Annotated in this window: 10 protein-coding genes; 4 read left to right on the top strand and 6 right to left on the bottom strand. The window is 40.1% G+C overall.

Going from position 1 to position 14,591, the window contains the following annotated elements; all coding sequences use genetic code 11:
- Positions 1–146 precede the first annotated feature (146 nt).
- The 6 genes from L2747_RS18745 to dinG form a co-directional block, all read right to left on the bottom strand.
- Positions 147–404: a late competence development ComFB family protein gene (locus L2747_RS18745; RefSeq protein ID WP_249000522.1), complete on the bottom strand. Its 258-nt coding sequence runs from the start codon at positions 402–404 to the stop codon at positions 147–149.
- A 68-nt stretch (positions 405–472) separates the two neighbouring features.
- Positions 473–1,399, bottom strand: coding sequence for a histone deacetylase family protein (locus tag L2747_RS18740; RefSeq protein WP_249000521.1), 927 nt, complete (start codon positions 1,397–1,399; stop codon positions 473–475).
- A gap of 24 nt (positions 1,400–1,423) precedes the next feature.
- Positions 1,424–2,128, bottom strand: coding sequence for a DUF2057 domain-containing protein (locus tag L2747_RS18735; RefSeq protein WP_249000520.1), 705 nt, complete (start codon positions 2,126–2,128; stop codon positions 1,424–1,426).
- Between the two features lie 9 nt (positions 2,129–2,137).
- The gene (locus L2747_RS18730; protein WP_249000519.1) at positions 2,138–2,800 is read right to left on the bottom strand and encodes a primosomal replication protein; all 663 of its coding nucleotides are present in this window, start codon (positions 2,798–2,800) and stop codon (positions 2,138–2,140) included.
- Complete coding sequence (locus L2747_RS18725) at positions 2,797–3,570, bottom strand: sulfite exporter TauE/SafE family protein (protein WP_249000518.1); 774 nt, start codon at positions 3,568–3,570, stop codon at positions 2,797–2,799. Before L2747_RS18725 ends, L2747_RS18730 begins: the two co-directional genes overlap by 4 nt.
- Before the next feature lie 8 nt (positions 3,571–3,578).
- A complete protein-coding gene (dinG, locus tag L2747_RS18720; protein ID WP_249000517.1) occupies positions 3,579–5,651 on the bottom strand; it encodes an ATP-dependent DNA helicase DinG in 2,073 nt (690 codons plus the stop codon).
- Between the two features lie 100 nt (positions 5,652–5,751).
- Here dinG and L2747_RS18715 point away from each other — a divergent pair, with 100 nt between their 5' ends.
- The 4 genes from L2747_RS18715 to L2747_RS18700 all read left to right on the top strand — a co-directional run bounded on the left by L2747_RS18715 (position 5,752) and on the right by L2747_RS18700 (position 14,023).
- On the top strand, positions 5,752–8,160 hold the full coding sequence (locus L2747_RS18715) for a DNA polymerase II (protein WP_249000516.1): 2,409 nt from the start codon (positions 5,752–5,754) through the stop codon (positions 8,158–8,160).
- 234 nt (positions 8,161–8,394) lie between these two features.
- Positions 8,395–9,609: a porin gene (locus L2747_RS18710; protein ID WP_249000515.1), complete on the top strand. Its 1,215-nt coding sequence runs from the start codon at positions 8,395–8,397 to the stop codon at positions 9,607–9,609.
- A gap of 756 nt (positions 9,610–10,365) precedes the next feature.
- Positions 10,366–12,966 (top strand): TonB-dependent receptor, encoded by a 2,601-nt coding sequence (locus tag L2747_RS18705; protein WP_249000514.1) that lies wholly within the window; start codon positions 10,366–10,368, stop codon positions 12,964–12,966.
- 109 nt (positions 12,967–13,075) lie between these two features.
- A complete protein-coding gene (locus tag L2747_RS18700; protein WP_249000513.1) occupies positions 13,076–14,023 on the top strand; it encodes a class I SAM-dependent methyltransferase in 948 nt (315 codons plus the stop codon).
- Positions 14,024–14,591 lie beyond the last annotated feature (568 nt).

Here is a 14,591-nt window from a genome sequence, read left to right as displayed (position 1 = left end):
TAGATTTATTTGTTTAGTGGTTTTTATTTTTGAATTGCATTTTTGTGTTTTTAAAAGAAAAAGAGTTTACTTCAATTGGTATAAACTCTTTTTAATCTAAGCAATTATTAATTGAAAAACTTACTTGTTTAACCTTTTTAGTTAAATTAATTTGAATTTTTTTTTAAAAATGCCCTAGATTTTTCCAGTGCCGTTTGGATCTCATCTTTCATCTGCTGCAGTTCGTTATAATCTTCAAAAAAATAGGTATCGACTAAATGACGAATGTAACGCACGGGCAGTTGGTTAAGGGTGATACAGCAGAGATCGGCTAGGTAATCGGCGGGTAACTCATCTAACAAACCTTCATCTGATAAAAGTTCTAGCAATAAGACTTCATAATAGTTTCTAATTTCTAACTGCATTTTACGCTCCTTGTATTAAATGGGGCAGCTATCGCTTTATGACTGCAAGCAATAGCAGCTGGAATCAATTAAGATGTCGAGTTAGTGGTTATTGGCCATATTGCTTTAGCGGCAATGAAAAGCTGACTGTGACGATAGTTTAGTTGTGGTGTGTCTTTACTGTAGCCGCCTCCGATCACACAAGCAATGGGAATCTCGGCTGATTTGGCTTGTTGAATAACCAGTGCGTCACGGGCGTAGATCCCGTCATCACTAATCGCGAGGTGACCCAGACGGTCGTCATTGTGAATATCAACACCCGCATCGTAGATGATAAGGTCTGGCTTATGAAGGCGAATTAAGTAGGCTAAAGTTTGGTTTACAGTTTCAAGATATGCTTTATCTCCAGTACCACGAGCGAGTTCAATATCGTAATCCGAATGTTGTTTGCGCGCGGGAAAGTTCTCTTGGCAATGAATAGAGCAGCTAATAATCTGCGGGATGCTCTGACTAATGGTTGCTGTGCCATCTCCTTGATGTACGTCGCAATCAAAAATAAGCACAGTATCAATATTCTTGTTTTGCAAACTATTAAGTGCTGCGAGCGCGAGATCATTGAAAATACAGTAACCACTGCCAAAATCATGGTGTGCATGATGATAGCCTCCGCTTAAATGAATGGCGCAGCCATATTTAATCGCTTGGTCACAAGCGAGGGCTGTACCTGCTACTGAATACAATGTTCGTTCAACTAATGCTTCGCTCCAAGGAAACCCTATACGACGTAAAGCTCTAGCATCTATGGTTCCGGTTATAAAGTTATCAACATAACTGGCGCAGTGTAATTGGCTTAGATATTGCGCAGTAGCTTTTTCTGGGGTGATAAATTGCGATGGCTTTGCAATACCTTGCTGCAGCAGGTAGTTATATAAATAGCGGTATTTAGTAGTTGGGAATTGATGTGTGGCGGGTAACGCCAGCTTGGAGTAGCTGGCGTGGTATATCAAAGGGATCACTTTAACTAATGAACGCGCTTATAGTTATAGCTGTTTAATAGCCCAGCTCATAAATTCTTTACGAGTCTGCTCATCAGCATGTAACCACCAATACTGTAGCATTTGCTCAGCTTTAGCTGCGTCATCAGTCGATGTAACAGGTGCCGTTTCTGCTGCAATTGCAGGCATTGTTGCGGCTGCAGCTGGTGAGGGTTTACTTACTGGTGCAGTTGGTGTTGAAGCAACTGCCACAGCGGCGCCTGTAGCAACTGCAGCTTCAGCATCAACGTCAGTGGCATCATTGCCACTGAATAAACGTGATACGAAAGACTCTTCAGTAATATTGCTTTGAGTGACTTTGTAGCTAACTTCACCTTTGTCTTCACGTGTAACTACTACTTGTGGTGATTTTGCAAAGCTCTTTGGGTTTTTTACAAACTCGCCATCAGCTGGAGAAAGTTGGTAGCTGTAATCGCCGTCAACGTTGATGGTAACGATGAAGGCATTTGACTTTACATTGGTTTCGCTATCACTAAAGTCATCTTCGACGAGATCATTATAGCGAATAGCGATTTTATGAGTGCCTTTATCAAGTTCAATTTCAGAGGTATGACTAAATAAACTTGTTTTAATTTCTTTACCATCAACTGCAATATATTCAAATGACATCGGGATATTGAAGTCTGCGGCGAAAGCGGCTGAAGAAGCACAAAGAGCGAGCAGTGCAGTGATAGTTAAACGTGGTTTCATGTTTGTTCCTTAACGATTTTGACTCTTAAAGGGTCGCTCGAATAATTGGATGCGATCTTCAATATAGCTAGTAGCTTGCCGACACTTTCCTAGTCGACTATGCAGCGAAAGTATTTCATTCTGCAGTTTGATTTTGTCAGCACTATGACAGTTTTCAAGTGAAGATTGCAAATTTTCAATTTTTTGTTCGATAATTTTAGCCCAGTTCAAATGTTTATTAAGTTCTTCATAAAGTTGATGACTATTTTGCATCACATTTGAAGCTATCCAGCTAAAGCCACTATCTGCATGAGATTGATTTCCACGCTTAATAGCAAAAGCTCTGCGACTGCGCTTTTGTTGCTCAATCGACTTAACATTAATGCCTGTCGTTGTTAACGCACGTCTTAATGCACTAAATCTATCTTGGATTTTTTCGCAACTAGAGACGATGGTGTATGGCGAACGCTTAGCTTTTACTAACTGTTCTAATTGAGCGATGTTTTTTGATAATTGTTCAATACAAGGTTGCAGTTGGCCGCCTACTTGAATGAAAAGCTCACTATTGAAACGCTCGACATCTTGCATCATTTTGCGCTGACTGGGCGGCAATCGCGAGTCATGTTGCAGTACTTCTTGTTCTAACTGTTTGAGTTGCAATCTGAGTTTACGAACTAGTTCGTCGGTCGTCATAACCAGGCGCTCCACACTAACTGTGCTGCTATTAATAGTATAACGGTGATAAAGATAGGGCGAATAAAAGGCAGGCCAAATTTAATTGCTGAATGCGCTCCTAAATAGGAGCCAACCATCATACAAACTCCCATACATAGACCTATTAGTATATGTACTTTACCTAACATGATAAAAATAATTAATGAGGTTAGGTTACTAGTAAAGGTCATTGCTCTGGCTAAACCGCAACTATAAAGCAGTGGTAACTGATGTAGGCCTGTACTGGATACGGTCCAAAAGGCACCAATACCAGGGCCTGCAAAACCATCATAAAAGCCTAATGGTAAACCTTGCAGCCATTGTTTTACTTTGCTTTTAGCTTTCGTGGGAATTTTATGATTATTGCTGCCCATGGCATTTGGTTTAAATAACGTATAGAGCGCAATGGCAATAATCATAATTGGTAGCCATTTTTCTAGCCATTGATTATCAATTAAATAGACGATGAAAGTACCTATTACAGCACCGATAAAGGTGGCAATAAATGTGTGGTACCACAATGAAGGAGAGAATAGGCGCTGCTTGTAATAGGTATAAGCTGCCATTGAGGAACCGAAGCTGGCTGCGAGTTTATTAGTTCCTAACGCCATATGGGGCGATACGCCCATAGTCAACAGTGCTGGGATGGACAATAGTCCACCGCCACCAGAGACCGCGTCAATAAATCCTGCAATAAAACCCACTAGTGCGAGTATGGCCCAACTACTTGGGTCTAGAAGTAAATCCAATGCCTGTCCTATTCTATTACACGACGAAAAGGCGGCAAGGCATCGAGTAAAGACTTGCCATAACGTTTCGTCACCAAGCGTCTATCTAATATTGAGATCCGCCCATAGTCTTGCTCTTTACGCAGTAATCTACCACAACTTTGTACCAATTTGCGCGATGCATCTGGGATTGTCAGCTGTAAAAATGGGTTTCCGCCCTTAATCTTAATGTATTCCGAGTGTGCCTGCTCTACAGGTGATGTTGGTACAGCAAAAGGCAACTTAGTAATGATTAAGTTAGTTAGATATTCGCCAGGTAAATCTAAACCTTCTGAAAAACTGCCGGTACCAAAAATGATACTTGGTTTGCCTTCATCGCAGCGATCTTTATGTATCTTGAGTATTTCTTGTCTTGGCATTGTGCCTTGAATGAGTAAACCGGTTTTAATTTTACTCTCAACTAAATCTGCGACTTTCTCCATCTGCCAATAAGAAGCAAATAGTACTAAGCTTGCCATTTCATCTTCAATCAGAGCGACAATATGTTTAGCTAATTCGTCGGTATATTTATCATCAGTTGGTTCACAGTCCATTTTTGGCAAAAAAAGTGTCGCGTTCTGTTCAAAATCGAATGGCGAATCCAAGGCTAAATAGCGACTTCCATCGTTTACGGATAAGCCAACTTGATGGGTAAAGTGATTAAAGTTATTCAATGCACGCAGTGTTGCGCTACAAAGTACGACGCCAGCAGCTTTATTCCATAATAAGTTTTCAAGCATAAAGCCGACTTCTATGGGGGATGCATTGAATAAGTAATCGGGCTGTTTTCCGGTTAATTGTTCAATCCAACGTGCCATTGGCGCACCTTTAGGACTGTCCTCTTTAGCCATCATCTTCCATAGCTTTTGCAGGTTCTCTAGGCGTTGCAGCATAAAGCCTGTTTCAGATAGTAATGATTCTGATTGATGTTTCGGGATCTCTCCATCCTTTATCGCTTCGTTTAACAAAGACAGCATTTTGTTAAATTGCTTTAATGCCAAGTTTGTCGCTGTGCCGAGGTTCTCTGCTAACACCATTAAAGCTGGTGGCAGTTTTCCGTGCTCAAAACGAAAGCGATTCTCTGGGTTATCAAACTTGGCCGATTGAGCATCACAAAATTGCGCTACTTGATTAAGCATCCCAGCAATATCACCTATGTGATCTAGCATCGACTGCGTTGGCGCAATAATATAATTACTCTTAATTTGATTTTGTAGCTTGCCGCAGGTTTTAGTGAGCTTTTCTAACCAGTCGTTAGCCCCACGAACTGTGGACTGAGCGCTACTAAAATCTCGTGCAACTATTGGTAAGTGATGAGCTTCATCAATAACATAATAAAGCTCTTCTGGATCGGGCAAAATAACGCCACCCCCTAGCTCTAGATCGGCAAATAACAAGCTATGGTTGGCAATGAGAACGTCCCAGTTATCAATATCTTCACGTGCTTTATGGAACGGACAGTTACGGTGGCTTGCCAATTGTCGGTGACAGCTGTGTTTGTCACACGCAATTTGTTGCCATAGATGATCGGGTAGAGGCTTAGTTAGTGTGTCGCGTTCACCATTCCAAGTACCGGCTTGATAGTCTTTGAGTAAACCTTCCAGCATATCAACTTGGCTTTGATCAGGTTTTGTTTGCCACATGGCCATTTGGCTACTGTTGTCTGGCCCAACCATCATTTCAAGCTTGGATAAACAAACATAACGTTGGCGACCTTTGACTAAGCCAAAAGTAAAATCGAGGCCTGATTGTTGTAAAAAGAAAGGTAAATCTTTATGCAACAACTGCTCTTGCAATGCGACGGTAGCAGTTGCAATACAGACTTTTTTCTTGGAGGCGAGTGCTAATGGAATAGTGCCAAGTATATAAGCTAAAGATTTACCGATACCTGTGCCAGCTTCGACCACAATAATACGGCGTTGCTTGTCATATTCGCCTGCAAGCGTTTTTGATATTTCCGCGACAATATAATTTTGCTCGCGGCGCGGGCGAAAGTTAGGCAATGAGGTCGAAATGCCTTTATATATTGTACGAATTTGGGTTTTAACGTCTGCGGATAACATGAATGCACTAAGCTAATAAATAGTGCTGTACATAATAACAGTGATTACTTAGCCTAAGAAGCGTTTAGTGATTATTAGTGTATTTAATTGAGTATAAAGTATGAATTCAGGTGCCAGTGAGCTGCAACTTCTTCAAGGTAGAGTATTAACTCGCCACGCCATTCATCGACAAGGCAGCCTAATTTTACAGTACTTTGTGCAAACTGCGACAGGCCCCGTGACTGTCGAAATCCTCAATCAAGAGCATGTGTGTTTTATAAAAAGTAATGACGAGTCACTATTACTTGCTAGCGATGGATTAAGAGGTGCAAGGGCTAACGCCATCGCCCTGAAAAGCTTTAATTATGAGCCAATAACTGCATTGTATTGCAACGATGGCAGACAGTTACGGCATTTAATGCGCGTAGCTAAAGATCTTGATATTGAATTATTCGAATCAGACGTTAAAACGGAGCACCGATTTTTAATTGAACGCTTTATAGCCTTAGATGGTGAGTTTTATGGGCACTTTATTGAACAAAATGGTAATTCATCGCAACCTGTATTTATTGCTAGTAGGGCAAGGCAGTTTGATAGCAAAATTGAACTTAACGCAATTTCTTTAGATTTTGAGTGTAGTTTTGCGGGGGAACTTTATTCTGTTGCCTTATATGGACAATCAGCCAACGGTATTGTTTATCAAAAAGTCATTATGGTTGGGGAAGAGCTCGATACTCAGCCATGTTCACCTGATGGTGAATCTATTAATTACGTCGAATGGGCCATCGATGAAGTCGATTTGATCCACCGTTTAATCTCTTGGTTTAGTGAATATGATCCGGACATTATTATTGGTTGGTCCGTTGTAACGTTTGATTTAGCCTTACTCTACCGTAGAGCGAAGTTGCATCAAATACCGCTAAATATTGGCCGCGATGGCCAAGCGCTTGATTGGAAAGTCGAGGAGAAATATCGACCAGAAACCTTGTCTTTACCTGGTAGAGTGGTACTTGATGGTATTGATTGGTTAAAAGCTGCATTTTATCAGTTCGATCGTTATTCATTAGAGTTTGTGGCGCAGGCACTGCTTGATGAAGGAAAAGCTATCCATAGCGTTGATAATCGTATGGATGAGATCAATGACTTATTTTTAAATGATAAACTTGCTTTAGCGCATTACAACTTAACAGATAGTCGCTTGGTGTGGGATATTTTCGAAAAAACCCAGTTATTCGATTTTGTGATTGAGCGAGCTAAGCTAACTGGGCTAGAGCTTGGACGAGTGGGCGCATCGGTAGCGGCATTTAATAACTTATATTTACCACATCTTCATCGGGCTGGTTTTGTCGCACCGAGTAAACCTGCAAGTGATGGCATAGAAAGTCCTGGCGGTTATGTAATGGACTCGGTACCAGGTCTTTATCAACATATCTTAGTGTTAGATTTTAAGAGTCTATATCCTTCAATTATTCGTACATTTCTAATTGATCCAAAGGGACTTGTACAAGGCTCGTCCAATGTAAGTGATGCAGTGCCAGGGTTTCTTGGCGCGCAATTTAGTCGTGAAACGCCTATTTTACCTATGCTGATTAAAAAGCTTTCTGAAGAAAGAGAGTTAGCAAAGTCGCAGCACAACGCGCCTTTATCCCAAGCAATTAAGATTATTATGAACTCTTTGTATGGCGTCCTCGGCTCTCGAGGCTGTGTATTTCATGACGCTCGTCTTGCCAGCTCAATCACAATGCGTGGCCATGAAATAATGAAGCAAACTAGAAGCTGGATTGAAAATGAAGGTTTTGAAGTGATTTATGGGGATACCGACTCGACTTTTGTTTGGCTTGGTAATGATTTTTCACCTGAACTGGTACAAAAAACTGGCAGAGAACTAGCCGAAAGGATCAATGTCTTATGGCGAAGTAAACTACAAAAAGAATATCAGTTAACGAGTTTTCTCGAGCTTGAATTTGAAACTCATTTTGAGCAATTTTTTATGCCAACTTTGAGAGGCTCGGTCGAGGGTTCTAAAAAGCGCTATGTAGGAACTAAGCGTAATCAAACCGGGGAAAAACAATTAATATTTAAAGGTATGGAGCAAGTTCGAAGTGATTGGTCTCCCTTAGCTAGAAGAGTGCAATATGAATTATATGATCGTTTGTTTAGTGAACAAGATATTCCCTCTTACCTTAAAGAGATAATAGCGGGGTTGAATAGTGGGTTACTTGATAATGAACTGATCTTTACCAAACAACTCAGAAGAAACCTTGAAGACTACACAGCAAAGTCCGCTCCACATTTAAAAGCTGCGCGTAAATTATGCGATGCTACGGGAGATCAGCAATATGCAAAACGGGGCGCAAGAATCGAATATGTGATGACTTTAAATGGCGCCGAACCTGTTGCTCAACGCTTAAGTCAAATTGATTACGATTATTATCTCACTAAACAGTTAGAACCTATCGCAGCGCCGATACTTTCAATTTTGAAAACCAGTTTCACTGAAGTTACTACAAATCAAATGTCGTTAATTTAGTTTGCGCTGGATTAATAACCTGCTAAATAAATGTTAACAGATGGTTCAAACCTTCGTCAGTTCTGTATTTGCTAGTTAATTAGGTGCAAAATCTAGCAAATAGTGTGATGTTCGTCTTTGAGTGGTTGCTAATCTTTTGATAATCTCATTTGCAATCAGGATAGAAAGAAAACAACGGAATGGATGACGATTTGAATGAAGCAGACTGAACAATATTAAGGTTAGGCAAATTAAATGAAAAAGACTCTAGTAGCATCAGCTTTGGCAGCGGTTATTTTTGTGCCAACAGCATCAGCAATTGAAGTATATAAAGATGACAAAAATGCAGTAGAAATTGGTGGTTGGATTGATGCTCGAGTAATTAATACTCAAGGTGCTACAAAAGTTGAAAACGGTTCATCTCGTATTAACTTTGGTTTTACCAGAGACATGGGCCAAGGTTGGAAAACGTTTGCCAAAGTTGAGCTAGGTCTAAACCTAGTAGGTAATAGCTCGATCGAAAGAAATAGTGTTGAAATTGATGGTGAGACTATTAATGGATACACTTCTGATTCAAATGACTTTATCAGTACTCGTTTAGGCTATGTTGGTCTTGCTCACGACACATACGGTTCATTGACAATCGGTAAGCAGTGGGGCGCTTGGTACGATGTGGTTCATAACACTAACCTAGTTAACACTTGGGACGGTAACACATCTGGTACTTACACACTTAACAAAGCTGACGGTGCAATCAACGGTACTGGTCGTGGCGACAAGACTGTTCAATACCGTAATGCGTTTGGTGACTTCAGCTTCGCAGTACAAGCACAGCTAAAGCAAGATAGTTTTGACCTTTATGAAGGCGATGCTTTCCCAGGTGTTCCAGATGCTACAGTTGCTAATAGCAACGTAATTGGTACTGTTGAGTACGATTATACTTACGGTGCGTCAGCTACATATAACGCAACTGATAACTTAATTCTAACCGCAGGTTTGAACGTTGGTGAGTTCGATGCAACTTACACTACTGGTAAGTCTGTACAAGAAACCGATCTAATCTTCGGTGCTGGTGCAACTTGGGGTGAGTTTAACGCGAAAGGTTTTTACGGCGCGGTTAACGTTAACAAGCAAGAATATCACGATACAGATAATCTAAACCGTTACATCCCTGAAGCTTGGGGCTTAGAGTCTCTAGCATCTTACCACTTCGATAATGGTTTACGTCCGCTAATCGGATATAACATTCTTGAAGCAAATGATGACTATGCAGCAGCATACAACGGTGATGTGTTTAAGCGTCAATTCCTACTAGTGGGTTTACACTATGTATGGGACAACAACACAATGCTTTACCTAGAAGGCCGTAAAGACTTTAGCGATTTCACTAGTACCAATAAAGCACAGCAAGCTGCTATGGAATTCTCTGAAGACGACGGTATCTCTATCGGTATCAGATACTACATGTAATATTAAGCTATTACATAAAAAGCGCCCAAGTGGCGCTTTTTTTTATGCTTTTTAATTCGCTCTCTTAAAACTTTTAAAAATTATCGAATTGTGACGGACTAAAGATAGAAATATCCACCTAAAAATAACAATTGTTATGTTATTAACACCGTTAGGTTAAAAAGTGTTCGGTTGCAATGTTTGTCAAAAAAAATGTTTTTAATTACTGCTTATTCTATTTTTGCAAGTAGTATCAATGACTTGGGTGTTATTTTTGCTGTATCGTATGGTTTACACATGTTGCATTTTGTATCCTGCCTTGGCAGTAATAAGTACATACTTTGTGAGGGTTTAACAAAATAATCGGCTCTGTTTTCTTTGTTATTGCCAGTTTGAAATGAGCAATATTATAGGGGATAGCCAGTCATTTTTAAATTTGCGCGACCCTTTCTATATCGGAGGTTTACCCTACATCTCCTTATATATCAGCTGTTTGGCGGCTTGTTGTTAATCATGCGCCACTGCTTTTCGCTGGGTGTTAATATCTTTGATAGTGCCTGCATCATTCGCTTGGGTGATTAAATCTAAGTATTCACTAATTTAGATTGATAGTAGCTTCTCTGTTAAAAATCCAAACCTGTACTCAGTTGGTTTCATGTGTTGTAAAAATGTTTCTATTGTGTTTTTATTTGTTTGCGAAATGCTTTTTGAGTAACACATGTTAATTAAATACTCATTTTGCTAAAAAAAATATAAGAGAGTCCAGGGAGATTTACAATGTATAAGAATAACTTACTAGCTAACTCAGTGCGTTTAGCACTTGTTAGTGGTGCAATGGCTACAGCTTTTACAGCTCCAGCAGTATTTGCAGCCGAAGAAGAATCAGCAGATAGCGTTGAACGTATTGAAGTAACAGGTTCACGTATTAAAAGAAGTGATTTAGAAGGTGCTTCGCCAGTAACTACAATTACTGCAGAAGACATGCAAGTTGAAGGTAACTTTACCGTTGCCGATGCACTACGTAACAGTAACCTTAACTCGTTTGGTTCATTCTCAGAGCGTTCAGGTAGTTCTGCACAGTCTCAAGCAACTATTAACCTACGTGGTGCGGGCTCTAGCCGTACTCTAGTATTGATTGATGGTAAGCGTTTCCCTGGTTCACCTACTCTTGGTGGTGCTTCGGCTAACCTTAACGCCATTCCAATGGCGGCAGTTGAACGTATTGAAATCCTAACAGATGGTGCATCTTCAACTTACGGTTCAGATGCGATTGCTGGTGTTGTTAACATCATCATGAAGAAGAACTTCCAAGGTCTTGAGTTTAACGTAGGCGGCGGTAGTCGTGAACGTGATGGCGGCTTAACAAGTAAAGAGTTCTCGGTAGTTGCTGGTTATGAAATGGATAAAGGTAACATTACTTTTGCATTTGACCACCAAGATCGTAAAGGCATCTCTGATGCTGACCGTGACTACACTAAAGCAAAAATTAATGGCGATTACGACACAGCTCAGGCGTATATTGATACTGATGGTTGGTCGTACTACGGTGCTACAGTTCTGTCTCCAGACTATTCTACAGCGTCAGCTTCATTGTTATGTGATGACTTAGTTGCAGAGTACGGTTCAGACACTTTCCGTAAAGTTAAAGCTGATACGCACTGGGGTCCTGGCTCTGAGTATTGTATGTATGCATACGGTAACGTATCTTATAACAAAGCATCTATTGACCGTAACACTGTATATGTTGATTCAAACTATGAAGTCGCTGAAGACGTAGAATGGTTTGGTCGCATCATGGTTACTCAGAATAAATCATTCGGTCGTTATGCTCCGCCAGCGGCACAATGGCAGAACATGGCTGCAGATAACCCACATAACCCATATGGTGAAGAAGTTCTAGGTCTATTCCGTTGGGTAGATATTGGTACTCGTGATGGTAACGTAGATGACTACAACCAAGATTACCTAACAGGTCTTCGTGGTACTATCAGTGCTTGGAACGATGCGAGCTGGGAGTTCTACTACCACTACAACCAAGCAGACAATAAGTCTATGGGTGAGTACTACCTAAGCTATGCTGGTCTTGCGTACAATGAAAAGAATGGTATCGATCTAGGTTCAGAGCAGGGCGTTAATAACATGAAAGCCACTACTCTAACTCAGGGTAAGGCTATCTTTAACCAATATAACGCTGGTATTAACTTCGATGTATTTGAACTACCTGGCGGTGAAGCTGGTCACTACTTCGGTATGGAGTACTTTGATCAAGACTTTAGCGAAGTATATGACGCTCAGTCAGAAGCTGGTCTAATTGGTGGTTCAGCTGGTAACTCTGCTGGTGGCGACCGTCAAGTTTGGGCAGCATTCTATGAAGTAGTATTGCCAGTAATTGATAGTGTAGAAGTAAACTTAGCGGTTCGTTACGATGATTACAGTGATTTTGGTGGCAATACAGCACCTAAAGCGTCTGTTCGTTGGCAAGCGCTTGAGAACCTAGTTGTACGTGGTTCTTACTCTGAAGCGTTCCGTGCTCCAGCTCTTGATCAACTATATGCTGCTACAACATTTAGTGCTGAAACCGCAACGGATTATGCTTTCTGTGAATCAAATGGTATTGCAGATTGTCCAAGTGGCCAGGTAGACACATATATCTCAGCAAATGATAACTTAGGCCCTGAAACTTCTAAGTACACTAACTTAGGTCTTGCTTGGGATATTATCGATGAGTTTGGTGTAAAAGTTGATTACTTCAACCTGAACATTGATAACGTAATTAGCCAGCGTAGTAGTACAAGTGTTATGGAAGGTATTGCTGACGGTTCACTAACTCCAGATAGCACTTTCTATGTAGACCGTGCACCTACAACTAACGGAAAGTTAGGTAAAGCTCTTGAAGTTGGTACTGGTTATGCAAACGGTGACAAGCTAGAAATTGAAGGTGTGGACGTTGCATTTAACAGCAATTTCGAAACTAGCGTTGGTGACTTCCGTATTAACTGGCAGAACAGCTTCATCACTAAATACATTGTTGAAGATGCTGCTGGTGGCGATGCAGTAAATACATCAGGCTGGGCAGGTCAACCTGATTACCGTTCAAACTTCACCACAATCTATACAATCTCAGATCACAGCTTCAGCTGGAACGCTAACTATATTAGCTCTACATATGAGACTAAAGAAGAAGGTAAGTTGGATGACTGGTTAATCCACAACATCTCTTACGGTTACGACATTGGTAGCTTTGGTACAATTCGTCTAAGTGTTAATAACTTAACAGATGAAGATCCAGTACTAAGCTCAGATGGTAAGTATGAAGATCCAAGCCTTTATAACAACTACGGACGTGAGTACCGCGCAAGCTACACTCTTAAGTTCTAAGCTGTTAAATATATAAAATATTAGTATTATTTAAGTAAGTAAAAGGGCCCCTAGAGGGCCCTTTTTTATGTATGATAATCGCAATAACGTTGACTTTTTAAGGTGATATATGAGTAAGCACTGGGATCAATATTGGAAACAGGGGCATTTAACTTCCTTTGGCGATAGTTTCGAGGGGAATTATACCGGTGTGTTACATCAAGCGTGGACTGAGGCGGTAGAGATGCTTCCTGAGCAGTTTGATGTATTAGATATTGCAACGGGTAATGGTGCTATTCCTTTATTGCTCAAAGAGTCTCTCTTACCTCTAGGAAAGTCAGGCCAAATTATTGGAGTTGACCTCGCACAAGTTAATCAACCTGAAAATGATAGTTCAAGTATCAGTATTGAGCTCCTCTCAAATATTAACTGCTGTGATCTGCCCTTTGAAGCAGAAACGTTCGATGTAGTAACGTCGCAATTCGGTATTGAATATGCTCCCTTGAATGTCGCGCTAGTAGAAGCTTTAAGAGTTTTAAAAGCAAAAGGTCGATTGCAGCTAATTGTTCATCATAGTGAGTCTATGGTGATTAGAAGAAATCGTAGGATTGTTAATCTCATATCGGGTAGTTTGGTTGAGCAGGTTTTAAACCTTCTTGGAGTTATGACTGAACAGATGGGGGAGTTACGTTCTAATATTGATTTAGCACGAATTAAAGACAATCCACAAAGCGAACAAAATAGACTCGAACTAAATCGATTAATTGGAGAGTTAGTCAAGCTAGACGAAGATGCATTAAAAGACAGCGATTTAATGACTTATGTTGCAACACTTTTCAAAACAGGTATTTTTTGGAGCGTAAGTAAGAAAAAGGAATACCTTAGATTTATTACCTCTGAGTTATTAACATTAGAGCAAAGGTTAACAGAGCTTGTAAATGCGTCAGTGACACAAGACGACTTGGCTTCAATCATTAATAGCACGGCTAAAACATCAAAATTAGAAGAAATTAAAGTCATTAGAACATCTGAGTTCGATGAGATCTTAGCTTGGAAAGTGGTTCTTTGTAAGCATTAGAATAGGAGCATGTTTTTCCATCTAGGCCATATTTCATATGAAGCTGTTTTGTGAATTTTTGTAGCATTAGAAGTGGCCAGATAGATGTAGATCTTATGTGTCTTATTTGACTGAAATAATGTAGTTAAACATGGAGCATATTCTTGGTTACCAAGACATCGATTTAATGGCGTTTTGCAGACAGATTTCATTATGATAAGCATAAGTTAATTAAAAGCCGTTAATGCTCTGACTCATCAATATCTGGCAACAAGATTCATGTTTCTCTTAAGTATCTTTTATGAATTAGGCTATTAGCTGATATATTTTTGTCTGCAAGTGACTGGTTATACCAGTTCGTGTTAATGATTTGTTAAATACTCAGTTTGTGGTTTGTGGCTTATATATATTTCTTTATCATGCACTTAAGATTTTCCATTCAGTGTTTTTATTATCTAAATCTCAATCTTGTTTACACAATATTTTTAAAAACTCCCTTTTGGGTGTTTTTCATCCTGTAAGCTCTTTTTCTGACAGTTTTAGGCGTTTTCGAATGTTGACACAGGTCAACATTTTGTGAAATGATGCC

This window comes from Shewanella marinintestina, from assembly GCF_023283845.1.
Lineage (GTDB): Bacteria > Pseudomonadota > Gammaproteobacteria > Enterobacterales > Shewanellaceae > Shewanella > Shewanella marinintestina.
Note: the sequence above shows the minus strand (reverse complement) of the source record. Positions and strands in the feature narration are given on the sequence as shown.

Excerpts from the sequence above, each read along its gene's own strand:
- L2747_RS18710 (WP_249000515.1), top strand. The coding sequence starts at position 8,395 with ATGAAAAAGACTCTAGTAGCATCAGCTTTGGCAGCGGTTATTTTTGTG.
- L2747_RS18715 (WP_249000516.1), top strand. The coding sequence starts at position 5,752 with ATGAATTCAGGTGCCAGTGAGCTGCAACTTCTTCAAGGTAGAGTATTA.
- L2747_RS18730 (WP_249000519.1), bottom strand. The coding sequence starts at position 2,800 with ATGACGACCGACGAACTAGTTCGTAAACTCAGATTGCAACTCAAACAG.
- L2747_RS18735 (WP_249000520.1), bottom strand. The coding sequence starts at position 2,128 with ATGAAACCACGTTTAACTATCACTGCACTGCTCGCTCTTTGTGCTTCT.
- L2747_RS18700 (WP_249000513.1), top strand. The coding sequence starts at position 13,076 with ATGAGTAAGCACTGGGATCAATATTGGAAACAGGGGCATTTAACTTCC.
- dinG (WP_249000517.1), bottom strand. The coding sequence starts at position 5,651 with ATGTTATCCGCAGACGTTAAAACCCAAATTCGTACAATATATAAAGGC.
- L2747_RS18745 (WP_249000522.1), bottom strand. The coding sequence starts at position 404 with ATGCAGTTAGAAATTAGAAACTATTATGAAGTCTTATTGCTAGAACTT.
- L2747_RS18705 (WP_249000514.1), top strand. The coding sequence starts at position 10,366 with ATGTATAAGAATAACTTACTAGCTAACTCAGTGCGTTTAGCACTTGTT.